Annotated in this window: 26 protein-coding genes; all 26 read left to right on the forward strand. The window is 37.0% G+C overall.

Annotated elements, in window-relative coordinates; all coding sequences use genetic code 11:
• Nucleotides 1-246 precede the first annotated feature (246 nt).
• The 26 genes from BM121_RS21345 to BM121_RS21470 all read left to right on the forward strand — a co-directional run bounded on the left by BM121_RS21345 (nucleotide 247) and on the right by BM121_RS21470 (nucleotide 25,753).
• On the forward strand, nucleotides 247-435 hold the full coding sequence (locus BM121_RS21345) for a hypothetical protein (RefSeq protein WP_091486723.1): 189 nt from the start codon (nucleotides 247-249) through the stop codon (nucleotides 433-435).
• Between the two features lie 51 nt (nucleotides 436-486).
• Nucleotides 487-1,260: a TatD family hydrolase gene (locus BM121_RS21350; protein ID WP_091486725.1), complete on the forward strand. Its 774-nt coding sequence runs from the start codon at nucleotides 487-489 to the stop codon at nucleotides 1,258-1,260.
• Nucleotides 1,261-1,448: 188 nt separating this feature from the next.
• A complete protein-coding gene (locus BM121_RS21355; RefSeq protein WP_091486727.1) occupies nucleotides 1,449-2,714 on the forward strand; it encodes a G5 and 3D domain-containing protein in 1,266 nt (421 codons plus the stop codon).
• 194 nt (nucleotides 2,715-2,908) lie between these two features.
• Nucleotides 2,909-3,472, forward strand: a complete 564-nt coding sequence (rnmV, locus tag BM121_RS21360) for a ribonuclease M5 (protein WP_091486729.1) — start codon at nucleotides 2,909-2,911, stop codon at nucleotides 3,470-3,472.
• On the forward strand, nucleotides 3,469-4,359 hold the full coding sequence (gene rsmA, locus BM121_RS21365) for a 16S rRNA (adenine(1518)-N(6)/adenine(1519)-N(6))-dimethyltransferase RsmA (RefSeq protein WP_091486731.1): 891 nt from the start codon (nucleotides 3,469-3,471) through the stop codon (nucleotides 4,357-4,359). The genes rnmV and rsmA overlap by 4 nt, the downstream gene beginning before the upstream one ends.
• Before the next feature lie 175 nt (nucleotides 4,360-4,534).
• The gene (veg, locus tag BM121_RS21370) at nucleotides 4,535-4,798 is read left to right on the forward strand and encodes a biofilm formation stimulator Veg (RefSeq protein WP_091486734.1); all 264 of its coding nucleotides are present in this window, start codon (nucleotides 4,535-4,537) and stop codon (nucleotides 4,796-4,798) included.
• Nucleotides 4,799-5,064: 266 nt separating this feature from the next.
• Nucleotides 5,065-5,244: a small, acid-soluble spore protein, alpha/beta type gene (locus BM121_RS21375; RefSeq protein WP_091486737.1), complete on the forward strand. Its 180-nt coding sequence runs from the start codon at nucleotides 5,065-5,067 to the stop codon at nucleotides 5,242-5,244.
• A 238-nt stretch (nucleotides 5,245-5,482) separates the two neighbouring features.
• Complete coding sequence (gene ispE, locus BM121_RS21380) at nucleotides 5,483-6,352, forward strand: 4-(cytidine 5'-diphospho)-2-C-methyl-D-erythritol kinase (protein WP_091486739.1); 870 nt, start codon at nucleotides 5,483-5,485, stop codon at nucleotides 6,350-6,352.
• Between the two features lie 55 nt (nucleotides 6,353-6,407).
• The gene (gene purR, locus BM121_RS21385; RefSeq protein ID WP_091486742.1) at nucleotides 6,408-7,220 is read left to right on the forward strand and encodes a pur operon repressor; all 813 of its coding nucleotides are present in this window, start codon (nucleotides 6,408-6,410) and stop codon (nucleotides 7,218-7,220) included.
• 172 nt (nucleotides 7,221-7,392) lie between these two features.
• A complete protein-coding gene (spoVG, locus tag BM121_RS21390) occupies nucleotides 7,393-7,683 on the forward strand; it encodes a septation regulator SpoVG (protein ID WP_091486744.1) in 291 nt (96 codons plus the stop codon).
• Nucleotides 7,684-7,959: 276 nt separating this feature from the next.
• The gene (glmU, locus tag BM121_RS21395) at nucleotides 7,960-9,324 is read left to right on the forward strand and encodes a bifunctional UDP-N-acetylglucosamine diphosphorylase/glucosamine-1-phosphate N-acetyltransferase GlmU (protein WP_091486746.1); all 1,365 of its coding nucleotides are present in this window, start codon (nucleotides 7,960-7,962) and stop codon (nucleotides 9,322-9,324) included.
• A 21-nt stretch (nucleotides 9,325-9,345) separates the two neighbouring features.
• Nucleotides 9,346-10,293, forward strand: a complete 948-nt coding sequence (locus BM121_RS21400) for a ribose-phosphate diphosphokinase (protein ID WP_175495523.1) — start codon at nucleotides 9,346-9,348, stop codon at nucleotides 10,291-10,293.
• An 81-nt stretch (nucleotides 10,294-10,374) separates the two neighbouring features.
• Nucleotides 10,375-11,007, forward strand: a complete 633-nt coding sequence (locus tag BM121_RS21405) for a 50S ribosomal protein L25/general stress protein Ctc (RefSeq protein ID WP_091486752.1) — start codon at nucleotides 10,375-10,377, stop codon at nucleotides 11,005-11,007.
• Between the two features lie 294 nt (nucleotides 11,008-11,301).
• Nucleotides 11,302-11,862 (forward strand): aminoacyl-tRNA hydrolase, encoded by a 561-nt coding sequence (gene pth, locus BM121_RS21410; RefSeq protein ID WP_091486754.1) that lies wholly within the window; start codon nucleotides 11,302-11,304, stop codon nucleotides 11,860-11,862.
• Nucleotides 11,863-11,945: 83 nt separating this feature from the next.
• Nucleotides 11,946-12,179: an anti-sigma-F factor Fin gene (gene fin / locus BM121_RS21415; RefSeq protein WP_245780877.1), complete on the forward strand. Its 234-nt coding sequence runs from the start codon at nucleotides 11,946-11,948 to the stop codon at nucleotides 12,177-12,179.
• Nucleotides 12,180-12,315: 136 nt separating this feature from the next.
• Nucleotides 12,316-15,849, forward strand: a complete 3,534-nt coding sequence (gene mfd / locus BM121_RS21420) for a transcription-repair coupling factor (protein ID WP_091486759.1) — start codon at nucleotides 12,316-12,318, stop codon at nucleotides 15,847-15,849.
• A gap of 135 nt (nucleotides 15,850-15,984) precedes the next feature.
• Nucleotides 15,985-16,521 carry a stage V sporulation protein T gene (gene spoVT, locus BM121_RS21425; protein WP_091486762.1) on the forward strand — a complete coding sequence of 179 codons (537 nt, stop codon included), beginning with the start codon at nucleotides 15,985-15,987 and terminating at the stop codon, nucleotides 16,519-16,521.
• A gap of 442 nt (nucleotides 16,522-16,963) precedes the next feature.
• Nucleotides 16,964-17,803 (forward strand): glucose PTS transporter transcription antiterminator GlcT, encoded by an 840-nt coding sequence (gene glcT, locus BM121_RS21430; RefSeq protein ID WP_091486765.1) that lies wholly within the window; start codon nucleotides 16,964-16,966, stop codon nucleotides 17,801-17,803.
• A 187-nt stretch (nucleotides 17,804-17,990) separates the two neighbouring features.
• The gene (gene ptsG / locus BM121_RS21435) at nucleotides 17,991-20,012 is read left to right on the forward strand and encodes a glucose-specific PTS transporter subunit IIBC (RefSeq protein WP_281244844.1); all 2,022 of its coding nucleotides are present in this window, start codon (nucleotides 17,991-17,993) and stop codon (nucleotides 20,010-20,012) included.
• Between the two features lie 600 nt (nucleotides 20,013-20,612).
• Nucleotides 20,613-22,181, forward strand: coding sequence for a putative polysaccharide biosynthesis protein (locus BM121_RS21440; protein ID WP_175495524.1), 1,569 nt, complete (start codon nucleotides 20,613-20,615; stop codon nucleotides 22,179-22,181).
• A 10-nt stretch (nucleotides 22,182-22,191) separates the two neighbouring features.
• Entirely contained in the window at nucleotides 22,192-23,646 is a 1,455-nt protein-coding gene (gene yabN / locus BM121_RS21445) for a bifunctional methyltransferase/pyrophosphohydrolase YabN (RefSeq protein WP_091486770.1), read from the forward strand.
• Between the two features lie 27 nt (nucleotides 23,647-23,673).
• Nucleotides 23,674-23,934, forward strand: coding sequence for an RNA-binding S4 domain-containing protein (locus BM121_RS21450; RefSeq protein ID WP_091486772.1), 261 nt, complete (start codon nucleotides 23,674-23,676; stop codon nucleotides 23,932-23,934).
• Between the two features lie 70 nt (nucleotides 23,935-24,004).
• Entirely contained in the window at nucleotides 24,005-24,304 is a 300-nt protein-coding gene (gene yabP / locus BM121_RS21455) for a sporulation protein YabP (protein ID WP_091486775.1), read from the forward strand.
• Nucleotides 24,301-24,864: a spore cortex biosynthesis protein YabQ gene (yabQ, locus tag BM121_RS21460; protein ID WP_091486777.1), complete on the forward strand. Its 564-nt coding sequence runs from the start codon at nucleotides 24,301-24,303 to the stop codon at nucleotides 24,862-24,864. The genes yabP and yabQ overlap by 4 nt, the downstream gene beginning before the upstream one ends.
• Before the next feature lie 26 nt (nucleotides 24,865-24,890).
• A complete protein-coding gene (locus BM121_RS21465; RefSeq protein WP_091486780.1) occupies nucleotides 24,891-25,268 on the forward strand; it encodes an FtsB family cell division protein in 378 nt (125 codons plus the stop codon).
• 74 nt (nucleotides 25,269-25,342) lie between these two features.
• The gene (locus BM121_RS21470) at nucleotides 25,343-25,753 is read left to right on the forward strand and encodes a S1 domain-containing RNA-binding protein (protein ID WP_091486783.1); all 411 of its coding nucleotides are present in this window, start codon (nucleotides 25,343-25,345) and stop codon (nucleotides 25,751-25,753) included.
• Nucleotides 25,754-26,324 lie beyond the last annotated feature (571 nt).

A 26,324-nucleotide genomic window follows, 5' to 3' on the forward strand; every position in this document is an offset into this window, starting at 1 on the left:
AGGAAACGCTACGGCAAGATACTGCGCTTTCCACGGGCACGGCCTCAGCCTCCTCAGAAAACCAAGTACGTTTTCTTGCGGGGTCTTCGGCTCGCGCTGTTCCCGTAGGAGTCTACGTATCTTACCTCCGCTTTGCGTAGTGTTCTGGTTTTTGAAAGAAGTAATACATGGGAATTGGTTTCCGAGTATTTTCACTTTAAAAAGATAGAATCATGTTATTAGCGTAGGCAGAATACGGAGACTCCTGTGGGAACAGCGCGAGCTGAAGATCCACTTGGTAAAGTGATTTTCTTTACCAAGTTAGCTGAAGCCGTGCCCACGGAAAGCGAAGTGTTCTGCCGTAGCGTATCCATGTACATATCTTTAATCAGAATGGAAGGAAACTTTAATACAGACATTTTTACTAGTGCGCAGTTTGTGTCTACTACGAATTAGGTAAAAATGAAACTGGGCGGGTTTTGCTTGGTTTTTCTAAGGAGGAATAATATGTTATTTGATACACACGTTCATTTAAACGTCTCGCATTTTGATGAGGACCGGGAAGAAGTATTACAACGAGCAAAAGAAGCTGGGATCGAAAACATGGTCATTGTTGGCTTTGATCATGAAACGATCCCAAAAGCTATCGATATGGCAGAACAATATGACCATATTTATGCCGCAGTTGGCTGGCATCCAGTTGACGCCATTGATATGACTGACAAAGAACTAGAGTGGTTGGAAGAATTGTCCTCTCACCCCAAAGTAGTCGCTTTAGGTGAAATGGGCTTAGATTACCATTGGGACAAATCTCCAAAAGAGGTACAAAAAGAAGTCTTCCGCAAGCAAATCCACTTAGCCAAAAAAGTTGACCTGCCCATTATTATTCATAATCGGGAAGCTACAGAGGATATTATTCAAGTGTTGCAGGAAGAAAAGGCAGAAGAAGTTGGTGGCATCATGCATTGCTATAATGATTCAGTAGACTATGTTGATGCATGCTTAAAGATGAACTTTTATATATCATTAGGTGGCCCTGTAACTTTTAAAAATGCAACCTTACCGAAGGAAGTAGCGAAGTATGTGCCAGCAGATCGGTTATTAATCGAAACAGATTGTCCATTTCTGGCACCACATCCGAATCGAGGAAAAAGAAACGAGCCTGCCTATGTGAAGTTAGTTGCAGAAAAAATAGCAGAATTACGTGATGTAACCTATGAGGAAATAAGTAAACAAACAACTGAAAATGCAAAAAGATTTTTTGGTCTAACAGGCTCATGATGCCTTTAGTGGTATATGTTTCAGGCAATGTTACTGTAATGTAAACAATTTGAAATATTTAAGGAAAAAGAGCAGTGAAACCCCTTTGAAATCAAGGGTTTCCTGCTCTTTTTCTTTCATAAGTTCGTTTGACACTGAAAAAAGATCTTTATATAATACAACAGCGAGTAAAAAGGAGGGAAGAGTTCATGAAACGTCTTAAATTGAGTCACATATTGAACAACAAAGACTTTATCTACGCACTTTCTTTATTTGTATTTATTGGATTTATTTGTACATCATTTTATGAATTATCAAAGACCGAAGTTACTGTTGTTCAAGCAGGTGAAGAAACGACGGTACATACACATGCTAATACTGTCGAAGATGTTCTAAATGAACTTGCAATTGGTGTGGAAGAACATGATGAACTTTCACATGAACTAGATGACCTCGTAAATAGAGAGATGAAAATCGAGCATACAATTGCAAAACAAGTAGTAGTCAACATAGATGGGAACCAACAAACATATTATACAACTAGTGAGACAGTTGAAGAATTTCTGACAGAGCAAGATATTGAATTAACAGAAAATGATCAATTGTCATTAGCAGCAAATACAGATATAGATGATAATCTAGAGATTGATATTGATAAAGCTTTTCAAGTTACCATTAATGACGCTGGTGAAGAACAACAAGTCTGGACAACTGGAGGATCTGTTGAAGAATTGCTAGTGGAACATGATATTGAATTAGAGAAATTAGACCGTGTGGAGCCGGAACAGACCGCTTCATTAAGTAAAAGCACCGATATCGACATTACACGAGTAGAAAAGGTAACAGATGTTGTGGAAGAAGAACAAGAATTCAGTTTAGTGAAACGTAGCGATAGTTCACTGGAAAAGGGAAAAGAAGAAATTGTTTCAGAAGGTGAACCGGGTGTAATTGAAAAACACTATGAAGTAGTATTAGAGAATGGGGAAGAAGTATCTCGTGAACTGGTAAAAGAAGAAGTGGAAAAAGAAAGTAAAGAAAAAGTTGTGGCAGTTGGGACGAAGGTAAATCAACCGAAAGAAACAACGACAACAACAGTTTCTGCTAATACATCATCTTCATCTTCCAATACCAAAACGGAGACCGAAACGGAAACGGTCTCCCGGAGTGGCAGTGAAGAAAAAGGAGAAACCATTCACATGAAAGCAACAGCATACAACTGGGATTGTGCAACATGTGACGGTAGAGGGATGACTTCTACAGGATATGATTTAAAAGAAAATCCAAATGGTGTTGTAGCAGTAGATCCTAGCGTGATCCCTTTAGGGACAAAAGTCTGGGTAGAAGGCTATGGTTATGCAATAGCTAGAGACACTGGTGGTAATATCAACGGGAACAAAATTGACCTTCATATGCCAACCAAAGATCAAGCAGCAAGCTATGGAATGAAAACAGTAGAAGTAAGAATTGTTGAATAAAGTAAAAAGCTTACCTTCCTAAGCAAAGGTAAGCTTTTTTGTGTTAAAATGAGGAAAGCTATTTGCGCCCGTTTAGAAGTGAGTAATGGACAGCTAAGCAACTGTGTAAACTAAACTTCCTTTCTGGATTGGAAGTTAGATAAATAATTCTTAACGAAAACAACGCTATATCAAGCAAGAATGGGGGAGCCTTTTTGAAGGTGAAAGAAATCATTGTAGTAGAAGGAAAAGACGATACCGCAAAATTAAAACAGGCATTAGATGTCGATACAATAGAAACAAACGGTTCAGCTATTAATAAAGATATATTAGAACAAATTGCACATGCTAAAAATAAACGAGGTGTCATCGTATTTACCGATCCTGACTATCCAGGTCAGCGGATCAGACAAATCATCAATCAGCATGTTCCAGGATGTAAACATGCCTTTTTAACAAAAGAAGAAGCTATTCCAGAAAGAAAACAGCCCAAGAGCCTTGGTATAGAACATGCCTCATTAAATGTTCTGCGTGAGGCACTTGGCCAAGTATACGAATTAACAGAGAACGGGGAAACGGAAATTACCAAATCCGATTTATTTCGATTTGGTTTAATAGGTGGAAGCGGATCAAGAGAGCGAAGAAAGAAACTGGGCGAGCAATTAAGAATTGGACAAATTAATGGCAAACAGTTATTGAAAAGGCTGCAAATGTTTCAAATTGCAAAAGATGAATTTGAACAAGTGATGGAACAAATAATTCAGGAGGAACGTGCATGAGTGAACAGAAGGCAATAGCCACACCGAAACGAACAAAAGAAATTCTTGAAAAATATGGCTTTTCATTTAAAAAAAGTTTGGGTCAGAACTTTCTTATTGATGTGAATATTTTAAAGAATCTTATTCATAACGCTGGCATTACGAAAGATATGAATGCGCTGGAGATTGGTCCTGGTATTGGTGCTCTTACTGAACAATTGGCGATTGCAGCCAATAAAGTAGTCGCATTTGAAATAGACGGACGATTATTACCGATTCTAGAAGATACTTTACAAGCATATGATAATATAGAACTTATCAACAAGGATATTCTCAAGGCAGATTTTGAAGAGATATGGGAGCAATACTTCCAAGATGCTAATCCTGTGAAAATAGTGGCCAATCTCCCTTATTACATTACAACTCCTATTTTAATGCAATTATTGATGGCTAATTTACCTATTTCCAGTATTACAGTAATGATGCAAAAAGAAGTTGCTGAAAGGATGGCGGCTACCGAGAACACAAAAGAATATGGATCCTTATCTATAGCAATCCAATATTATACAGAGGCAAGAGTGAAAATGGTTGTACCGAAAACTGTTTTTATGCCACAGCCGCGTGTAGACTCAGCTGTCTTACATTTAGAAAAGCGTGCAACTCCACCAGTTACTGTTGAGGATGAAGAGTTCTTTTTCCAATTGGTACAAGCAAGTTTTCAACAACGACGCAAAACATTACGAAATAATTTATCTCGACACTTTAAAGATAAACTTGCAAAGCCTCAAATAGAAGAGGGTTTTGAACACGCTGAAATCAATGGGACAAGACGAGGGGAATCGTTAAACATGCAGGAATTTGCCACTTTAGCGAATTATTTTAAGCAGCAAATAAAAGAAAATACCTGAAAAATTCAGGTATTTTCTTTTTTTATACATAAATTTCTTGTGAAAAGGTATGCTAAACACATAACTTCCAATTTTTTTTATTGACAGCTTTCAATTAATATTGTTATAATAGAATATTTTTGATTGACGGTTGGACAAGAATGTAGTATACTAATACTTAGTGAGGTGGAGTGTATTGGCTAAAACATTGATTGAAATCAAACAAGGTTTAGATGGAAATGTCGGCAAACGTCTACGAATTAAAGCAAATGGTGGAAGAAAGAAAACCATTGAGCGTTATGGAACACTAGCAGAAACATATCCTTCAGTTTTTATCGTTGAACTTGATCAAGACGAGAATGCATTTGAACGTGTATCTTATAGTTATGCAGATATTCTCACTCAAACAGTAGAACTGAACTTTACGGAAGAATTAAAAGCAGTAGCAGGCGAGCAGTAAACTATGTTTGCTGCTTTTTTTAATGGAATGAAATAAGATGGCGCATTAACCGAGATGTAATTTCCTTCCATTCCCTGAACGTGTCAGTTACGCACAATATTAATAAAGTGATACTATGATCAGTGGGGGTCTTACAGGCGGTTAGCGCCGTGATAGAAGAAGGATGCCAATTAGATGTCTTCATCCCTTTTATTACCTCGTATTATACAAGCAAAACAACATAAAATAGGATTGTCGTAAAACACGACAGAAAGGGAGTATCTTCAATGGGTCGAAGAAGAGGGCTAATGTCCGGTCGGTTTAAAGAAGAGCTTGCTAAAGAATTAGGTTTTTACGACACTGTGCAAAAAGATGGTTGGGGTGAAATTACCGCACGAGATGCAGGTAATATGGTGAAAAGAGCAGTACAAATGGCAGAAGAGAACTTAAGAAAGGGCAAAGTCTAAGACTTTGTCCTTTTTGCGCTTTTATTTACTTTTATGGTATCTTTACATAAAGTGAGACTTCAATCAGTGGTTTTTTTGATCCCCACTGATGGCTAGTGAGACTTATCTGAGTGTTAGCGTCCGTTAACCCTGCTTTGCTTCTTTGATTTACTCGAACCTTGAAGTGGAGGTTTTACGGACGATTAGCACCGTGATAAAGTATAATTCTGAATATAAAATTGTCAGTAGGTGAGCGACTTTGTATACTATAGAAAAAGCCCCGGCTAAAATAAATCTAACATTAGATGTACTTTATAAACGGCCGGATCAATACCACGAAGTAGAAATGGTAATGACTACCGTGGATTTAGCGGATCGCATTGAATTCTTTTTGTTAGAGGAAGACAAAATGGAAGTGACATCAGAAAATCGTTTTGTTCCAAATGATGAACGAAATTTAGCATATCGAGCCGCAAAATTGCTGAAGGAACGGTATGATGTCAAACAAGGCGTCCAAATAAAAATAGATAAACAAATCCCAGTGGCAGCAGGACTTGCTGGTGGAAGTAGTGATGCTGCAGCAACATTAAGAGGATTAAATCGGTTATGGAAACTTAATTTAACGTTGGATGAACTAGCTGTTTTAGGAGCTGAGGTTGGTTCAGATGTATCTTTTTGTGTGTATAATTCCACAGCCCTTGCAAAAGGAAGAGGGGAAACAATAATAGAATTGCCACCGCCCCCTCAGTGCTGGGTAATTTTGGCTAAGCCTATTCAAGGTGTCTCCACACAATCTGTGTATCAATCGCTACAACTAGATAATATAGAACATCCTGATACAGATGGGATGGTTCATGCAATTAAACAATTTGATTATCAAGGTGTTTGCAGCAGATTGAAGAATGTGTTGGAAGTAGTAACTTTACCTAAGAACCCAGAAGTGGAACAAATAAAACAACAAATGTTACATTCCGGTGCAGACGCTGTATTAATGAGTGGAAGCGGTCCTACAGTCTTTGGTTTAGTACAACAAGAGAGTAGGGCAGATCGCATTTATAACAGCTTGAGAGGGTTTTGTGAAGAAGTTTACGTAGTTCGAATATTAGGTTGTCGTCAAAGACTTGATTAAACACGTATAAAATGTTATATTTATCCTCAAAATATTCGGATTTTGAGGTGTAGTAATGAAAAGAAGTGATCGTCTAGTTACGATGACAAATTATTTAGTTGAACATCCAATGGAATTAATCTCCCTTCCATTTTTCTCTGATACATATGGTGCCGCAAAGTCTTCAATTAGTGAAGACTTATCCATTATTAATCACATGTTTAAAGAAGATGGGATTGGTTATTTAGAATCTATTTCAGGTGCTGCGGGTGGAGTAAAATATGTTCCTAATGTTTCGATAAACAAAAGTGAATCCATGATTGATAAGCTGTGCAAAGAGTTGGAAGATCCTAATCGGATTTTGCCTGGCGGTTACTTATTTATGAGCGATATTTTAGGTACGCCAATTACTATTAGAGAAATTGGCAGGCTTTTTGCTTCTCGATTTGCGGGATTAAACATTGATTCCATCGTAACCGTAGCAACAAAGGGGATTCCTTTAGCCTACGCTGTTGCTTCGTATTTAAATGTTCCAGTTGTCATTGTTCGTCGTGATCCAAAGGTAACGGAAGGCTCAACAGTCAGTATTAATTATGTATCAGGTTCTTCTAAAAAAATTCAGACTATGGTGCTGTCTAAGCGCAGTTTGAAACCTGGTGAAAATGTTTGTATCATCGATGATTTTATGAAGGCTGGCGGTACGATAAACGGGATGAGAAACTTATTGCAGGAATTTGATGCCAATGTGAAAGCGATTGGTGTACTAGCAGAAGCAGAGGATGAAGAAGAAGATCGAGTTGTCGATGATTACACTTCTTTATTGCAAATTAAAAATGTAGATTCTAATAGTAAACAAATTGAGGTAATAAAAGGAAATTACTTTGAATAGTAATAAAGGTCCGTGTAAAAAGGTCTAATTATAGCAAATTATGTCACTCACCATTATTTTTAGAAAAACTTTCTTAAAAAGATAAAATTTTTTAAAATTTAAGCAGGAATTTTAATAATTTTGTTGAATTTAGATAATAAGTTCTTAAAAAGGGAAAAGGTGGTGAAACATAGTGGAAGTAACTGACGTAAGATTACGCCGCGTGAATACCGATGGAAGAATGCGAGCTATCGCATCCATTACATTAGATCATGAATTTGTGGTACATGATATTCGAGTGATTGATGGGAATAATGGGATGTTTGTAGCAATGCCTTCTAAACGTACACCGGATGGTGAATTTAGGGATATTGCACATCCAATTAACTCTGGTACAAGAGCAAAAATTCAAGATGCAGTTTTAGAAGAGTATAATCGTGCTGGAGAAACAGAAGTTGAATATGAAGAAGCAGGAGCTTCTTAAAATGAGAGTAAAAAAGTCTAATCAATCCATTTGATTGGGCTTTTTATTTATTGTTTAAAAATAATATCAGTTGAAGAGGCAAGCAATCTCCTTCAGTGTCAGTTATCCAGCCCGAACTAAAATAACTTAGGTGTATCAAGTTTATTTAAATATGCCATCTTTATTGAAAATACGCTTGTTTTCGTATATATTCATAATTGGGATATTATTGTACAAATTGAGCACATCCTTTATACATAAATAATAAAAAAAGAGAATTGGAGCGGAGGGACTATTTTGTTAAATCGATATGCCATTGTTTTAGCTGCAGGAAAAGGATCAAGAATGAAATCTAAATTATATAAAGTTCTTCACCCTGTCTTAGGAAAACCAATGGTACAACATGTGGTCGATCAATTGAAAGGATTAGATCTTGCCAGTATAACCACAGTTGTTGGCTTTGGTGCTGAAAAAGTACAGGAACAATTAGGAAAGACCTGCGAATTTGTTATTCAAGAAGAACAGTTAGGAACGGGACATGCTGTACAGCAAGCTGAAAAATATTTAGCAAATAAAAAAGGTACAACCATTGTTGTTTGTGGCGATACACCATTATTAACGCAAGACACAATACAAGCTGTATTGAATCATCATGAGAAAGAACGTGCTGCTGTAACCATTTTAACTGCACATGCAGAAAAGCCTGCTGGATATGGAAGAATTGTAAGAAATGCAAACAATCAAGTCAGCAAAATAGTAGAACAAAAAGATGCAACAGAAGAAGAAAAAGCAATACAAGAAATTAATACGGGTACATATTGCTTTGATAACGAATTGTTATTTGAAGCACTGAAGAAGGTATCTAATGATAATGCACAAGGTGAATATTATTTACCAGATGTGATCCAGATTGCACAAAAGGAAAATCAAAAAGTAGCAGCTTATCAGACCGTTGATTTTGAAGAAACAATTGGGGTTAATGATCGTGTTGCATTATCTCAAGCAGAAGTACTTATGAAAAAACGTATTAATGAGCAACATATGAGAAACGGAGTAACCATAATAGATCCTGGTAATACTTACATAGGCACCGATGTAAGTATTGGCACCGATGTTGTAATTGACCCTGGTTGTGTAGTACAAGGGAACACGACAATAGAAGATGAGGCAGTGATTGGGCCAAATTCAGAAGTAACTGATTGCTATATTGGAGCGAATGCGGTACTTCGTCATAGTGTGGCAACTTCAAGTTATATCGGCAAGCGCGTTCAAGTTGGACCATTTGCACATATCCGTCCAGAGGCATCGATTGGAGACGATGTAAAAGTAGGTAATTTTGTTGAAATTAAAAAATCAAAGATAGATAATAAAAGTAAAGTTCCACACCTCAGCTATATTGGTGATGCAGACATTGGAAGTGGCGTAAATATTGGATGTGGAGCGATTACAGTTAATTATGATGGTAAGAATAAATTTAAAACAACGATAGAAGATGATGCTTTTATTGGATGTAATGCTAACTTAATCGCACCAGTCACGATTGGTAAGGGAGCATTAGTTGCTGCAGGTTCGACCATTAATCAAGATGTACCAGGTGATGCATTATCAATTGGCCGAGCAAAACAAGTCAACAAAGAGGAATACGCAAAGAAATATAAATAATTATCACATGGAGGTATACAAATGTCTTATAAGGATTCAACCTTAAAAGTATTTACATTAAACTCGAATCCAAGCCTAGCAGAAGAGATTGCAGCCAATATTGGTGTGGAGTTAGGAAAAAGCTCGGTAACAAAATTTAGCGACGGTGAAATCCAAATAAATATTGAAGAGAGTATTCGTGGTTGTGATGTATATGTTGTGCAGTCTACTTGTGAGCCAGGCAATCAACATATTATGGAGCTTTTGATTATGATCGATGCATTAAAAAGAGCGTCAGCGAAGTCCATTAATATTGTTATGCCTTACTATGGATATGCTAGACAAGATCGTAAAGCACGTGCACGTGAACCAATTACATCCAAATTAATTGCCGACTTACTACAAACAGCTGGTGCTACCAGAGCAATTACATTGGATTTACATGCACCCCAAATTCAAGGTTTCTTTGATATCCCAGTTGATCAATTAGTTGGTGTTCCGATTTTATCTAGCTATTGGAGCAAAAAAGGTCTAGAGGATATCGTAGTAGTGTCACCTGACCATGGAGGGGTAACACGTGCACGTCAATTAGCAGATAGATTGAAAGCACCCATTGCGATCATTGATAAGCGCAGACCACGCCCAAACGTCTCAGAAGTGATGAATATTGTTGGTAACATCGAAGGAAGAACAGCAATTCTTATCGATGACATTATTGATACAGCGGGAACAATTACATTAGGGGCAAATGCTTTAATTGAAAACGGGGCTACGGGAGTATATGCATGCTGTACCCATCCGGTATTATCGGGACCAGCTATAAAACGAATAGAGAATTCAAAAATAAAAGAATTAGTAGTTACAAATAGTATTCCATTACAAGAAGAAAAACAAATTGATAAGATTACTCAATTATCAGTAGCACCTTTAATTAGTGAAGCGATTATTCGTGTGCATGAACATCAATCTGTAAGTATTCTATTTGATTAAATTTTCTAAAAAAGAGGTTTAGTCTATCATACTCGAGGGAAATATAGTAATAACCGTTATTTTCAATGGAGGGTGATGAACTTGGCAGCAACTTTGGAAGCAAGAAAAAGAGAGGATTTAACAACTTCTAATACAAAAGCAATTCGCTTAGCAGGTGAAGTACCTGCGATTATTTACGGATATCAAGTAGAACCAAAAACAGTGACAGTAAACAGTATTGAATTATTAAAAACAGTAAGAGATGAAGGTAAAAATGCGATTATCTCCTTACAAGTAGATGGTGAAGCTGTGGATGTTATGTTACATGACTATCAGGTTGATCCATTAAGAGATGAATTAGTACATGCTGACTTTTATGCTGTAAACATGAAAGAAGAAATGGATGTACGAGTACCAATTGTGTTAGAAGGTGAAGCAATAGGTACGAAAGAAGGTGGCGTTCTTCAACAACCATTATATGAATTGTCCATTAGAGCGAAACCGAAGGATATCCCAGAACAGATTACAATCGATGTTGCTGACTTGGCAGTCGGGGACAGCTTCTTAGTTTCTGATTTGAAGGAAAGCAAAAACTTTGAAATCATGGAAGATGAGACAGCAACTATTGTTTCGATCTTAGTACCTGACGAAGAACCAGCAGAAGAATCTGCTGAAGATGAAACGGCAGAACCAGAAGTTATTAATGGAAACAAAGATGAAAACGAAGATAAGTAATCATAAGTGAAAGTGGTAAGTACTGTTTGGAGTTAGACAACTCTCTTGTAAATTTCTTAAGAATAATCAAGACGCAACTTTCAAAAGTTGCGTCTTTTCACCGTTTTTTATTAGGAAGGAAAGTATAAATGGTGTTATGCTATCTAGCTCTGAGCACCAGAAACCAGGCGTCTACCTGAATCGCCCTTATACCTTTAGCTGAATGTCATCATCGATCTCTTGTACGGGCACTTGCGCTTTTCTTATGTTAAACTATAAAGAAGAAAAAAATTAGTTAAAGGAAGACTATATGCTATGAAATGTATCGTAGGTTTAGGAAATCCAGGCATTAAATATCGGCAAACAAAACATAATGTCGGTTTTATGGTAGTTGATGAACTACTGGAACGTCATGGTTGGACACTAAATAAAAGTAAATTCAAAGGACACTTAACGATGGAAACCATCGAGGGAGAAAAAGTTATTTTACTCCAACCGCAAACCTTTATGAACTTATCCGGTGAGTCACTACGGCCATTAATGGACTTTTACAATCTTCAGCCAGATGAAGTGACAGTAGTTTATGATGATTTAGATTTACCATTGGGTAAAATAAAATTAAGACAAACTGGTGGTCATGGAGGACATAATGGTGTCCGCTCTTGTATTGAACAATTAGGTACGAAGCAATTTAACCGATTACGTTTCGGTATCGGCAGGCCTGATACCCCAATGTCTGTAATTGATTATGTTCTTGGGAAATTCGATGAAAATGATCAGGACACATTTAAACAGTCTATTGATCATGCAGCGGATGCCTTGGAAGCGTGGTTAAAGCAACCATTTCCAAAAGTGATGAATGAGTATAATAAATAAGTCATCATCAAGTATAGTTTTACCCTTTACTGGGTACAATAACGACTAATTAAACTATACAGCTTTCTTTAAAGGAGGCGCGAATGATGACTTTGTTATATACATGTAAACATTGTGGTACGGAAATCGGCAGACTGAGACCACAGATGTTGGATTTAGAAAAAATAGGTTGGAATGTGTTATCTACAGAAGAAAAGAACAAGCTGATGAATTATCAACAGGATCAGACTATTACACTTCAAGCTATCTGTGAAAATTGCCAACATTTATTAGATCAAAATCCACAGTATCATGAGTTAGATTATTTTATTCAATAGAATAAGCTAAACTTTCTTATACTGCTTTTATTTACACGATAAGCTTTGGTATTTTCACCAAAGCATTTTTGTGTGGTTTGGCAATTAATGAAAAAATCAACATATATTAGTTTTAAGGTATTTAGGGGGAACATTAATGTATGAAATAAAACGATATTTACAAAACCATGATGATGTCTACTCCATTATTAATGGGATTGAATCCGGTTTAAAGGAACAACTAGTCTCAGGATTATCTGGGTCCACAAGAAGCATGCTTACGACCCTAATTCAAGAAGCAACTCGTAAGAAAACGTTAATTGTAACCCATCAATTAACACAGGCACAACAATTATATGAAGATATGTTAGAGTTTTCGGAACAGAAAAATGTGTACCTTTATCCTGTAAATGAGTTACTCGCTTCAGAACTAGCGATTGCGAGTCCCGAATTACTAAGCCAGCGAATTACCGCACTGACAAATTGGCTTAAGAACGACCATGCGATTTTAATTGCTCCAGTAGCAGCCTTAAAACGAATGATGCCGCCTAAGGAATATTGGCAAACGTATCAACTTGATTTTGAGCTAGAGCAGATTATTGATATCGACCAAACCTTAGAACATTTAGTAGAAATGGGATATATTCGACAGGATATGGCTTCAAGCCCTGGTGAGTTTAGTCTGCGTGGTGGGATCTTAGATATTTATCCTATAACAGAAGAACAGCCACTTCGAATTGAATTATTTGACGATGAAATTGATTCAATTCGTTATTATGATGCAGAATCACAACGGTCATTGGAAAAGCAGAAGCAGATTACGGTTGTCCCAGCGACAGAACTGTTATTAAAAGATAGTGACTTAGTCGCCGCGGCCCAGAAATTAGAACAGTCATTAAACAAAACGGTTAAAAAGATTAAGAATAAATCTGATCAACAAGTACTCACGGAAACAATTACGGCAGACATAGATCGTCTGCGCCATTGTGAACGTTTTCAGGAAGTGCGGAAATATGCATCCTTTTTTTACGACGATAACTATAGTTTACTAGATTATTTACCAAAAGACGGCTTTATTATATTAGATGAAATGAGTAGAATTCAGGAAACCGCCTCTCATTTAGATAATGAAGAGCAAGAATGGTTGAAAGATAATCTACAACGAGGAAAAGCTGTGAGTGATTCTAGGTTATCGTTCGATTGGCATGAAGTTTGGCACAATATGAAGCACCAGCGGTTATATCTGTCTGTTTTTTTACGTCATATTCCAAACACAAATCCAACTAACATCGTTAATTTATCGTGTCGGTCCATGCAAGAATTTCATGGACAAATGAATTTATTACAAAATGAAATGGAACGTTGGCAAAAGGGTGAGTTTTCCATCATTATTTTGGCGCCGAATCCAAGTAGGATGGAAAAAATCCAATCTGTGCTGGAAGATTATCAAATGAGTGCAACGATAAGTGAGACATTGCCTGCCCTACCGGTTCAGCAACCTGTGATCACCATTGGTAATATTAGTGGTGGTTTTGAATTACCATTGCATAAAATTGCCGTTATAACGGAAAATGAATTGTTTAAACAAAAGACAACCAGAAAAAAACGAAAACAAAAAATATCGAATGCTGAGCGGATTAAGAGTTATCAAGAATTACAAGTCGGTGACTATGTCGTACATGCTAACCACGGGATTGGTCGATATATTGGTATTGAAACATTAGAAGTGAGTGGCTTGCATAAAGATTATATGCTCGTTAAATATTCAGGGGATGATAAGCTTTTCGTACCAATAGACCAAATTGATTTGGTGCAGAAGTATGTTGGTTCAGAAGGCAAGGAGCCTAAATTATATCGTTTAGGTGGAAACGACTGGAAGAAGGTAAAAAGCAAAGTACAATCTAAAGTGGAAGACATTGCAGATGATTTAATGAAGTTATATGCAGAAAGAGAAGCTGCAAAAGGTTATGCCTTTTCACCAGAAACCGAAATGCAAAGAGATTTTGAATTGTCCTTTCCCTATCAGGAAACAGATGATCAGTTGCGCTGTATTGAGGAAATTAAGGAAGATATGGAGAAAGAACGACCAATGGATCGTCTGCTATGTGGGGATGTTGGTTACGGGAAAACAGAAGTTGCGATACGTGCGGCATTTAAAGCCATTGCGGATGGGAAGCAAGTTGCAATTCTAGTACCTACGACTATTTTAGCCCAACAGCATTATGAAACGGTAATAGAGAGGTTCCAGGATTACCCGATTAATATTGGTTTGTTAAGCCGTTTTCGAACAAGAAAACAGCAAACAGAAACATTAAAAGGTTTAAAAAATGGAACAGTAGATATTGTAATTGGAACCCATCGAATATTATCAAAGGACGTTACCTATAAGGATTTGGGATTACTCATTGTAGATGAAGAGCAACGGTTTGGTGTGAAACATAAAGAGAAGATTAAACAGTTAAAAACCAATGTAGATGTTTTGACTTTAACGGCTACACCCATTCCAAGAACATTGCATATGTCGATGTTAGGTGTTCGTGATTTATCGGTAATTGAAACACCGCCAGAGAATCGTTTCCCTATTCAGACTTATGTTATGGAATATAATGCACCTTTAGTAAGAGAAGCGATTGAGCGTGAGTTATCTCGGGGCGGCCAAGTATTCTTTTTATATAACCGAGTCGAATCTATTGATAGAATAGCTCAAGACATTCAAGCATTAGTGGAAGATGCTCGGGTTACTGTTGCCCATGGACAGATGAATGAATCTGAACTGGAGAATGTGATGTTTTCCTTCTTAGAAGGGGAATCAGATGTATTAGTAAGTACAACGATTATTGAAACCGGAGTAGACATCCCTAATGTAAATACCCTAATCGTCTATAACGGCGATCGTATGGGACTTAGTCAATTATACCAATTGCGTGGACGGGTGGGACGTTCCAATCGTGTAGCATACGCTTATTTCACCTATCAGCAAGATAAAGTTTTAACTGAAGTTTCAGAAAAGAGATTGCAGGCCATCAAAGAGTTTACCGAATTAGGTTCTGGTTTTAAGATTGCAATGCGAGATTTATCCATCAGAGGAGCTGGGAATATTTTAGGTGCACAACAGCACGGCTTTATCGACTCTGTCGGTTTCGATATGTACTCGCAAATGTTGAACGAAGCTGTTGAAGCGAAAAAACAAGGTAAAGCTGTTGAAGAAGTACAGCCTTTTGAAGTGGAATTAGACTTGAAAATTGATGCCTATATTCCGGATAGTTATATAACGGATGAAAAACAAAAGATTGACATGTATAAACGATTTCAGTCAATTTATTCACAAGAAGATATTCATGATTTGCGAGATGAACTGATTGATCGTTTTGGCGATTATCCAGAAGAAGTCGAAAATCTTTTCCATGTATCAACGCTAAAAATGATGTCCAAAAAGGAACGAATCGAAGCTATCACAGAACGCAAGCAAAAAATAGAAGTAATAGTAGAAGAGGAAAGAAGTCAGGAACTCGATGGTGCGAAATTGTTTGAATTTGCCAATCAATATGGCAGGTTAATTCAGTTGGGTACAGAGAATCGTAAGTTAAAAGTAGAGTTCCGCTTTGATAAGAACCAATATATAAAGCGATATGAGGTTTTAGAGGAGTTTATCCAGACATTAAGTGAAATGAAACAAACCCCTGTAGCCTAAATTTATGAAATTATCACCGAAAAAAGGTATAGTTTCCATTTTAATTAATCATACTAACCTTACAACATAATTATTTCATTTCAAGAAGTAATTGTATGTATTGCTTAATTATAGAAAGTGAGGTAATTGATTAATATGAAGGCTACAGGAATTGTACGTCGTATTGATGATTTAGGAAGGGTTGTTATCCCTAAGGAAATTCGCCGAACGCTTCGGATTCGGGAAGGGGATCCGCTTGAAATTTTTGTTGATCGTGATGGAGAAGTGATTCTGAAAAAGTATTCTCCTATTAGTGAATTAGGTGATTTCGCAACAGAGTATGCGGAGGCATTATTTGATTCCTTAGATTTATCAGTATTTATTAGTGATCGAGATGAAATTATCGCCGTAGCAGGTGAATCGAAAAAAGACTACTTAGGTAAGCACATTTCTAAAAACATGGATCAATTAATGGATAGTCGTGAGTCAGTCATTGAAACGACTGACAGCACTTTAGAGATTATCGAAAATAAAGAGGAAGAATTAAAGGCATATTTACTTCAGCCAATCATTGCAGGTGGAGACCCGATTGGTTGTATGGTGTTGTTCACAAGGGAGAAAAAAGATTTTGGAGATGCAGAAAAAAAATCAGCCCAAGCAGCCGCCACCTTCCTAGCAAAACAAATGGAATAAGAACACCCGATAGTATAGAAGTACTTTACTTCTATACTATTTTTATTTTTATTAAAAGAAAAAAATAAAAAATGGTGCACAAAAAACATAAACTGTGAAGCAACGTAGGCATGGAATTGCTCTCTTCCATTTTGAATTTTGTTGCGTGCATGATCGTCGCTGCGGAAAGCGCAGTATTCTGCCGGAGCGTTTTTAAGCACTCATCTTTAGTCAGAATGGAAGGGAGCTACACCAAGACACATTTTCATTAGTGCGCAGTTTGTATCTAGTTCAAATTAGATGGGGGGGTTGCCCATAACACCATACCTGAATGGGAGTGCTATAGCCAATGCAGATAATATGAATAGCTCATTTCCCTTGTTTCTAACTCGTTATAGGTGATATCTTTGGTTGTTTTTAGTACAATAGTGTAATGTGTATGGTGGAAAGGGAGGTGGAGAGTTTGGACGAGCACATGGCGGTCAAGAAAGCGCTAAATAATAATGTGATTATCGCGACCCATCCATTAAATAAGGAAGTTATCTTAATTGGAAAAGGAATTGGTTTTGGCAAGAAAAAGGGAGACATTGTTCCACAAGAACAAGCGGAAAAAACATTTTTGTTAAAAGATGAACGAGAACAGGCGCAATATAAACAATTAGTTTCTTATATTGATCCGCAAGTAATGGAAATACTACATGAGATTATGCTGTTGATTGAAAAGAGAATGGACGAAACACTTCATGAGCATATTCATGTAGCTTTAACCGATCACTTATCATTTGCGATCAATCGTGCGCATCAAAATGTACAATTTTCTAACCCTTTTCTCTTTGAAATCGAATCCTTATATGCGAAGGAATTTCAGGTTGCTCAAGAAGTTGTTTCTGTGATCGAAGAGCGAGTAGACGTTACTTTTCCTGAAGGAGAAGTTGGTTTCATAGCATTGCACATTCATAGTGCCGTGACGAATAAAACCATTCATGATATAAACCGTCATCATCAGCTTATTTCGAAATTAGTAACTATCATTGAGGAAAATTTAAATATCCAATTGGAACGAAATAATATTAATTATAATCGTCTTATTCAGCATCTCCACCGCGCAATTGAAAGGGCTTATCAAGGAGAACAGCTTGGAGAACAAACTAATTTAGAAAAAGTCTTGAAATCGAGTTATCCAGTATGCTATAATCTTGCTTGGAAATTGATTAAAGTAATGCAACAACAATTACATATACGTATTGATGAATCAGAGGTATTGTATTTAACGATTCATTTGCAACGATTAACGCAATCATAAACGTGTTACTGATACGATCAGGCATGAGTAAAAAGGTTGTTTTAGGAAAAGATAGGGGTGGAGTGTATCCATCTATCATTTTCCTAATTCCAGCAACCTTTTACTCATGCCTTTTTTATTTGCTTACGTATATGGCATTGAAGATGCTGTTGCATGTACAAAAAACAACAAAAGGAGGAAATTGATCATGTCCAATTTATTTGGTACCTTGCAAAAGGTAGGTAAAGCATTAATGCTACCGGTAGCATTACTACCAGCTGCTGGTATTTTACTTGCATTTGGAACAAGTTTTGCTCAAGACCAATGGGTAGAAAAATTCCCATGGTTTGGAAATGATATCGTACAAAAAGTTTTAGAGGTTATGTCTGAATCGGGTGGTATAGTCTTTGATAACTTACCATTACTCTTTGCTGTCGGGGTTGCAATCGGTTTAGCAAAAGGTGATGGTGTTGCAGGTTTAGCTGCTATCATCGGTTACTTAATTATGAATGTAACGATGGGTGTATTTGGTGATATTACAGTCGGTATGACAGAAGAGGCAGCATATGAAAGTGTCCTCGGGATTCCAACCTTAGGGACTGGTGTCTTCGGTGGTATTATAGTCGGTATACTCGCCGCCTATATGTATAACCGGTTCTTTGATATTGAATTACCGCAATTTTTAGGTTTCTTCGCTGGAAAACGCTTTGTGCCAATTATTACTGCGTTCACATCATTAATATTAGGTATTGTGATGTATTTAGTATGGCCATTCGCTCAAGAAGGGTTAAATGCTATTTCTCACTTTATGTTAGAAACAAACAGAACCCTATCTACCTTTGTATTTGGTGTTGTTGAACGTGCTTTAATTCCATTTGGTTTACATCACATTTTCTATTCACCGTTTTGGTTTGAATTCGGTTCTTATACAAGTGCGGCAGGAGATATTGTTCGAGGAGATCAAGCAATTTTCTTTGAACAGCTTAAAGACGGTGTAGATTTTACAGCTGGTAACTTTATGACAGGTAAATTCCCTTTCATGATGTTCGGTCTTCCAGCTGCAGCGTTAGCGATTTACCATACGGCAAGACCTGAGAGAAAGAAAGTGGTTGGAGGTATCATGTTCTCCGCAGCTTTAACATCTTTCTTAACAGGTATTACTGAACCGCTTGAATTTTCATTTTTATTCGTAGCTCCATTACTGTTTGGGATACACACAATTTTCGCAGGTTTATCATTTATGACAATGTACTTATTAGATGTAAAAATTGGTATGACTTTCTCCGGAGGTTTAATCGACTATATCCTGTTCGGAATTATGCCTAACCGTACGGACTGGTGGTGGGTAATCATCATTGGTTTAATTTTCTCTGTTATCTACTACTTCGGTTTCCGATTTGCGATTCAGAAGTTCAACTTAGCAACTCCAGGTCGTGAAGATGAAACACAAGATGCTGAAGAAGACGGAGAAGTTGACGATCGTCCGTTCGAAATCTTAGAAGCTATGGGTGGTAAAGGAAATATTACGAACCTTGATGCTTGTATTACCCGTCTGCGCGTAAGTGTAGATGATAAAGGTCAAGTAAACAAGAACCGCTTAAAACAACTAGGTGCTTCCGGAGTAATGGAAGTAGGTAACAATATCCAAGCTATTTACGGTCCAGCTTCTGATACAATTAGAGGTCAAATGCAAGATATTATGGATGGAAAAACTCCAACTAAAAAAGCAGAGTCTGACGAAGAGACTGCAGCACCTGTAAACAATGATGCTGGAGACCTTGATTTTGTCAGCCCAATGCAAGGGGAAGTAATGCCTTTATCTGAAGTACCTGATCAGGTATTCTCCCAAAAAATGATGGGAGACGGTTTCGCAGTGAAGCCAACTGAGGGCGAAATTGTGTCACCTGTTAATGGTAAAATCATTAATATCTTCCCAACAAAACATGCGATCGGTATTGAAGCTGATAATGGAACAGAAATTTTAATCCATATCGGTATCGACACGGTAAACTTAAAAGGTGAAGGCTTCACAGCTAAAGTGGCAGAAGGCGATGAAATAAAACAAGGTCAAGCCTTGATGGAAGTCGACCTAGACTTTATTAGTAACAATGCACCATCAACGGTAACACCAGTTATTTTCACTAATTTAGCAGAAGGCCAATCCATTCAACTAAACGCAACAGGAAAAATCAACAAAGAAGACAAAGACATCTTCCAAATTAATCAATAATAAAAGGTACACGCGTTTCATGTAACAATGAAACGCGTGTGTTTTTTAATTAAGGAAAATAGTGCACAAAAAACATAAACTGCGAAGTTATACTTTATAGATTTGCTTTCTTCCGTTCTAATTAGAGATAGTGCAGTCATTCGCTCCGGTTATTGATAGAGCAGAACTTATGGAACTATATTCATCGGCTTTTCTGTCGATTTTTCAGAAAGCCATTCTAAGTTGCGGAAAAATGCGACACTCCTTGGGGACCAGCGCGAGCTGAAGATCCCGCAGTGAGCGTTCTTTGCTCGCGAGGAAGCTGAGGCCGTGCCCCCGGCATAGAAAACACTACGAAGGCTATTTTTGCTTGAGTAGATGTTGTACTTGTGCCCTCGGGTGAAAGGGCGTATTTTTCCGCAACGACGAATTTGCACGCAACTTCAGGAGAATGGAAGAAAGCCACACTAAACAGAATTTTCACTGGTTCGCAGTTTTATATCTACTTCAAATCAGGTAAAGATGTTGAAGTGGGAGTGGTGCAGTACTGCTTTTTTTCATCTAAGTGTCGGGGGTCTGTGTTATAATGGCAGGGAATTCAGATAATGAAGGAAGAACATGATGAATAATGCCAAACAATCCAACCAAGTTTATAAAGGTGCATTTACTTTATTGTTAGCAGGTATACTAAGTAAAGTAATCAGCGCTTTTTACCGCATACCATTGCAAAATTTGACCGGTGATATCGGATTCTATATTTACCAACAAGTATATCCGATTTTAGGGATCGCATTTATGTTTGCTTTATATGGCTTCCCCGCTGCGATCTCCAAGTTTTTAGCCGAGAATGATAAGGAACAAAATAATAAAACCATTTATGTGCAGATTTTTACTGTTATGATGAGCTTTGCTATACTTCTTTTTCTTGCGGTGTTTTTATTAAGTCCAATTCTAGCTAGGGGGATGGGTGATAGTCTATTGGCCGATCCGCTCCGTCACGTGTCTTGGGTGTTCTTGTTTATCCCTTTTGTAGCAATACTTAGAGGGATTACCCAATCAAATCAATGGATGGAACCTACTGCTTATTCGCAAATGATAGAACAGTTATTACGCGCTACCATCATTATTTTTACAGCAATACTGATTTATAAGGGACACTTACATGTCTATCAAATAGCTGATGGAGCAATGATTGCCAGTATGATGGCATTGAGTATATCCTTTATATTTCTTTATTTATATGCCAAAAAAAATAGACCTTTGGATAATAATTATTCATCCCGAAAATTTCCTGTTATTTACTTACTTTCCCCGATCCTTGTTGCCGGACTTATCATCAGTATGAATCATATGCTGTTATTGCTCATGCAGTTAGCTGATGCGTTTACGATGGTACCAGGTTTACTTAAAAACGGCGATACATTAAGAGAAGCAACAGCGACAAAGGGGATTTTTGATAGAGGACAACCATTATTACAATTAGTAACAGTTGTTGGTTCATCCTTTGCACTTGCATTAGCTCCACAGGTAACAAAATTAAATTGGCAAATGAGCCGAGAAGATACCATGGAAAATCTTCGATTAACTACAAAGTATTGTCTATTGCTCTCTGTGGGGGCAACAGTGGGTTTAATTACACTCTTTCCTGAAGTGAATCAATTATTGTTTCAAAATCAGCTTGGTACCTTCAGTTTACGAATATTAACGACATCTTTAATATTTACTTCTTTAGCTGTAACGATTGCTTCAATTCTACAAGGATTTGGATACATGAAGTGGACGGCTGTCATTCTTTTCTTGGGACTATCGATTAAAATGGTGCTGAATTATATCCTTATTCCCTTTTTAGGAATGAATGGGGCTGCTATAGCTACAGTTAGTACAGTAATCGTTATATTTATCGCGAATTATTTATTGCTACGCCATGTGTTACGAGGTGACCGGTTATTTGTCATTCCTTGGATGAAACTAACGATAGCAAGCTTAGTAATGGCTGTGGTGTTAGGTATTTTAAAACAAATAACCTTCTATTTTATTACATTCGAGAATCGGTTCTTCTTATTCCTTTTTGTGATGGGGAGTGTAATATTCGGCTTTATCGCCTATGCTATTGTTGTTGTTAAGTGGCGTATTCTTACTAGTAAAGAACTTGCACCATTCTCATTATTAAATAGATGGAAGAAAGGATAGGATATCAAACATGAAACCTTTAATCGAAATTATTGGACTCGGTGGTGGAGATATCAACCAGTTGCCGTTAGGAATATATCGAAAACTCACAAGCGAACAAGATATATGTTATGTACGAACGCTCGATCATCCCGTAATTCATGCGTTACAGGAGGAATCGGTACATTTTTCCTCATTTGATGCCATCTATGAGAAATACGATCAGTTTGAAGTCGTCTATCATGAAATTGTTAGAACATTAATAGATACCGCCATTGAAAAGAGAAACATTGTCTATGCTGTGCCAGGGCATCCAATGCTTGCTGAGCAGACTGTACAGTTATTAATTCAACATCCTGACGTAGAAGTAGAGATTGTCGGTGGTCAAAGTTTTTTAGATGATTTATTTTCAGCATTAAAAATAGACCCTATCGAAGGTTTTCAGTTTGTAGATGGAACGTCATTCAGTCGTCGTCACCTGCAATATGAACAGCATCTTGTTTTTTGCCAGGTATATGATACCTTTATTGCATCAGAGGTAAAGCTAACTTTATTGGAGGACTTACCAGCAGAATATCCGGTTTATATTGTAGACGCAGTGGGTAGTGAAGAAGAGGCCATTAAAGAAATCCCATTAGTCGAGTTAGATCAACAAATGCAGCTAAGTAATTTAACAAGTGTATACATCCCACCGATTGATAAAGAAAAACTCAATCACAAATTTTATCATTTGAAAGAAGTAATTGCGGCTTTAAGAGCACCTGGAGGTTGTCCATGGGATCAAAAACAGACACATGAAACATTAAAAAAATATTTAATTGAAGAAACTTATGAAGTGATTGAAGCAATTGATAGAGAAGATGATGAGGCAATAGCAGAAGAACTTGGAGATGTTTTGCTGCAAATCATGTTACATAGTCAAATTGGAGAAGAAGCAGGATTTTTCACCATTGATGACGTAATATATAGTATCACAGAAAAAATGATTAGACGTCATCCTCATGTCTTTGGCGAACTCGAGGTTGAGGATGAGTCAGAAGTAATTAAAAATTGGGAAGCGATCAAAAAAGAAGAAAAGGGAAACCAACAGCAAACGCTTTTATCTGATCTGACCAAAGGGTTACCGGCAACATTACTAGCAGAAGATATCCAAAAAACAGTGGCCAAAGTAGGCTTTGACTGGAGTGAACCAGAACCGATTTGGGCAAAGATTTATGAAGAGTTAGAAGAGCTGAAGGATGCAAGAGAAAATGAAAGTTTCGATGCGCAGGAAAAAGAATTTGGAGATATACTATTTGCAATGATTAACTTAGGAAGATATTATAAAATTAATCCAGAAATTGCTTTAATGCGAACAAACCAAAAATTCACACATCGTTTTCAATTCGTAGAACAAAAGGTGAAGGAAAGTAAGCAACCATGGAAGTCTTTCACATTAAATGACTTAGATCGCTTTTGGGAAGAAGCAAAGCGTTTTGAAAATTAATGACAATGTAGAGGAAGGGAATTATCGATGCGACTGGATAAATTTTTAAAAGTTTCTCGCTTAATTAAACGCAGAACACTAGCAAAGGAAATTGCAGATCAAGGTAGAATCCTTATAAATGGTAATGTTGCTAAAGCCGCTACAAATGTATTGGCAGGTGATGAAATGAAGATTCAATTTGGTCGGAAACTATTAACGATTCAAATTGATGATTTGAAAGAAATGGTAAAAAAAGATGAAGCAAGTAATTTATATACGATTAAACATGAGGAATATATCAATCAATAGTGATCTATGAAGTTCTAAACTTGTCCCTTTATTCATATATTAGTGATGGATAAAAGGGAGGGAAAAACTGATGAATTACTATGATAAAAAAACGATGCCAGCTCCACAAGTAGAGCACCATGTAAAAATGACCAATCGTCGCCTGTTGGAGATAGATGGAGTAAAAGAGGTTGATAGCTTTGATAGTGAAGAGTTTCTACTGCAAACAGTTATGGGTTATCTAGTTATTCGTGGAGATAACTTGCAAATGAAAAACCTCGATGTAGAATCTGGCCATGTATCCATTAAGGGTAAGATCTATGAATTATCTTATTTGGACGAGCAACATGGGGAGAAGGCTAAAGGTTTGTTTAGCAAGCTATTCAAATGACATTGAGTACACAATTCATCACAATTATTACAATGGTGGTAACTGGTGTTTATCTTGGCGCTAGTTACCATACTTTTAAACGGCTGGAACAATGGTGGACTTCAAGCATACTATGGAAATATGTGTTGGAGATTTTGTTTTGGCTCATACAAGCGGCGATTCTATATTTGGTACTTTTTTTAGTCAATGAAGGTATTCTAAGGTTATATATCTTTTTGGCAGTGCTATGCGGTTATGCGATGTTCAAAAGTCTTTTTGAACAGGCTTTTGGTCGCATTGTAGATATGTTAATTCGTTTTGTACTTCATATATATCGCTTTTTATACCGTATAGTAGAAATTTTTGTTGTAAAGCCTATAGTATTTATCGTATCATTAATAGTAGTATGTATTAGTAAGGTATTAATTGCTTTATATTCTTTCATACTTTTACTATTAAAGGTATTGGGATGGCCATTTAAGGTGATTATTTCTATCCTATCACGATTATTGCCAAAAAATGCGAAAAATTATCTACATCTTTTTTATCGATTTTATAGTAAAATAAGAAAAAAAGAATAATTTCTACAAGGGAGGCACTGGTGAAGATGGCTAAACGCAATAATGTATCACGTATCAATGACGCATATGTTGAACAATATGATGCCCAGATAAAACGTCAAACACGTAGAAAAAAGAAATTATACCGTAGATTAATGTTATTTGGATTGATAGTTGCCGTCACCATGGTTAGCCTCGTTACTTTTCATATTAATCAACGTACGACGTTTCAGGATAAGCAACAGGAGTATACTGAGCTTTCCAATGAGTTAACCAGTCTTCAAAAAGAAGAAAAGAAACTGAATGAGGAAATAGAGCTTTTAAATGATGAAGAATATTTGTTGCAGATAGCTAAAACGAATTATTTCTTTACGGAAGAAGGAGAGATCGTCTTCAAATTGCCAGAAGAAGATCCATCTTATTGACACCGTTTTAATTGCTTGGCTATAATGTAGTTGTAGTATATTTTTTTAAAAATTTAAGGAGGAGCAATTTTTTTATGTCAATCGAAGTAGGCAGCAAGTTGCAGGGAAAGGTAACAGGAATCACTAATTTTGGGGCATTTATTGAATTGCCCGGAGGCAAAACCGGCCTAGTTCATATTAGTGAAGTTGCCGATAATTATGTAAAAGACATTAACGAACATTTAACTGTAGGTGACGAAGTAACAGTGAAGGTTCTTAATGTGGAAGATGATGGTAAAATTGGCTTGTCTATTAAGAAAGCAAAAGACAATCCGCCGCCATCTAATCGTCGTAAAAATCAAGGAAATCCAAAAAATAACCGTGAAAGAGGCGAGTCATTTGAACAAAAAATGAATCGTTTCTTGAAAGATTCTGAAGATCGCTTAGCTACACTTAAAAAGCATACAGAATCAAAACGCGGAGGACGAGGGGCGAAAAAAGGCTAAAACTTGCTGTCTATTACCGTAGAAAAGACGGATGTGACTTGTAATTATAGATCATAAAGAAAAAGCTATCGATCAAAGGATCGATAGCTTTTTTTTCGAGCGCACTGTTTCAAACGGAAATAGTGTATTCATACACAATAAACATAAACTGCGAAGTAATACTTTTATAGATTTGCTAGAGGTGAGTGATATCCATTCGCTCCGGCAGAACACTGCGCTTTCCTGCGGGGTCTTCGGCTCGTGCTGTTCCCATAGAAGTCTCCGTATTCTGCCTGCGCTATTTTTGTTCTCTGATTATAGAAAGAAATGAACTCATGGAACTAAAATTTTCTGTTTTATTACAGTGCTAATCGGTTGTGAATGCCCCTTAGCATAGCCGTACCCTCTTATGCTACAACTGGGGGAGAAATCGACTGATTGATTTCGGATTAGTGTTGTGGAGCATATCTTAACGAAGGCCGCCCACTTCCACTCCTGTGGGACCTGTTTGACCTGAAGATCCACTTTTACGAGCGGTTTTGCTCGAAAAAGTTAGCTGAAGGGCAAACCCACGGAAAGGGAAGTGGGCAGC

The organism is Gracilibacillus orientalis, assembly GCF_900114645.1.
GTDB classification, from domain to species: Bacteria; Bacillota; Bacilli; order Bacillales; family Amphibacillaceae; genus Gracilibacillus; species Gracilibacillus orientalis.

Bases quoted from the DNA above. Each gene is read 5' to 3' on its own strand.
- fin (WP_245780877.1), top strand. From the start codon at position 11,946: ATGATGACTTTGTTATATACATGTAAACATTGTGGTACGGAAATCGGC.
- BM121_RS21440 (WP_175495524.1), top strand. From the start codon at position 20,613: ATGAATAATGCCAAACAATCCAACCAAGTTTATAAAGGTGCATTTACT.
- BM121_RS21375 (WP_091486737.1), top strand. From the start codon at position 5,065: ATGGGTCGAAGAAGAGGGCTAATGTCCGGTCGGTTTAAAGAAGAGCTT.
- BM121_RS21400 (WP_175495523.1), top strand. From the start codon at position 9,346: ATGTCTTATAAGGATTCAACCTTAAAAGTATTTACATTAAACTCGAAT.
- yabQ (WP_091486777.1), top strand. From the start codon at position 24,301: ATGACATTGAGTACACAATTCATCACAATTATTACAATGGTGGTAACT.
- purR (WP_091486742.1), top strand. From the start codon at position 6,408: ATGAAAAGAAGTGATCGTCTAGTTACGATGACAAATTATTTAGTTGAA.
- mfd (WP_091486759.1), top strand. From the start codon at position 12,316: ATGTATGAAATAAAACGATATTTACAAAACCATGATGATGTCTACTCC.
- BM121_RS21355 (WP_091486727.1), top strand. From the start codon at position 1,449: ATGAAACGTCTTAAATTGAGTCACATATTGAACAACAAAGACTTTATC.
- yabP (WP_091486775.1), top strand. From the start codon at position 24,005: ATGAATTACTATGATAAAAAAACGATGCCAGCTCCACAAGTAGAGCAC.
- yabN (WP_091486770.1), top strand. From the start codon at position 22,192: ATGAAACCTTTAATCGAAATTATTGGACTCGGTGGTGGAGATATCAAC.
- rsmA (WP_091486731.1), top strand. From the start codon at position 3,469: ATGAGTGAACAGAAGGCAATAGCCACACCGAAACGAACAAAAGAAATT.
- ptsG (WP_281244844.1), top strand. From the start codon at position 17,991: ATGTCCAATTTATTTGGTACCTTGCAAAAGGTAGGTAAAGCATTAATG.
- spoVT (WP_091486762.1), top strand. From the start codon at position 15,985: ATGAAGGCTACAGGAATTGTACGTCGTATTGATGATTTAGGAAGGGTT.
- BM121_RS21350 (WP_091486725.1), top strand. From the start codon at position 487: ATGTTATTTGATACACACGTTCATTTAAACGTCTCGCATTTTGATGAG.
- BM121_RS21465 (WP_091486780.1), top strand. From the start codon at position 24,891: ATGGCTAAACGCAATAATGTATCACGTATCAATGACGCATATGTTGAA.
- BM121_RS21470 (WP_091486783.1), top strand. From the start codon at position 25,343: ATGTCAATCGAAGTAGGCAGCAAGTTGCAGGGAAAGGTAACAGGAATC.
- BM121_RS21450 (WP_091486772.1), top strand. From the start codon at position 23,674: ATGCGACTGGATAAATTTTTAAAAGTTTCTCGCTTAATTAAACGCAGA.
- pth (WP_091486754.1), top strand. From the start codon at position 11,302: ATGAAATGTATCGTAGGTTTAGGAAATCCAGGCATTAAATATCGGCAA.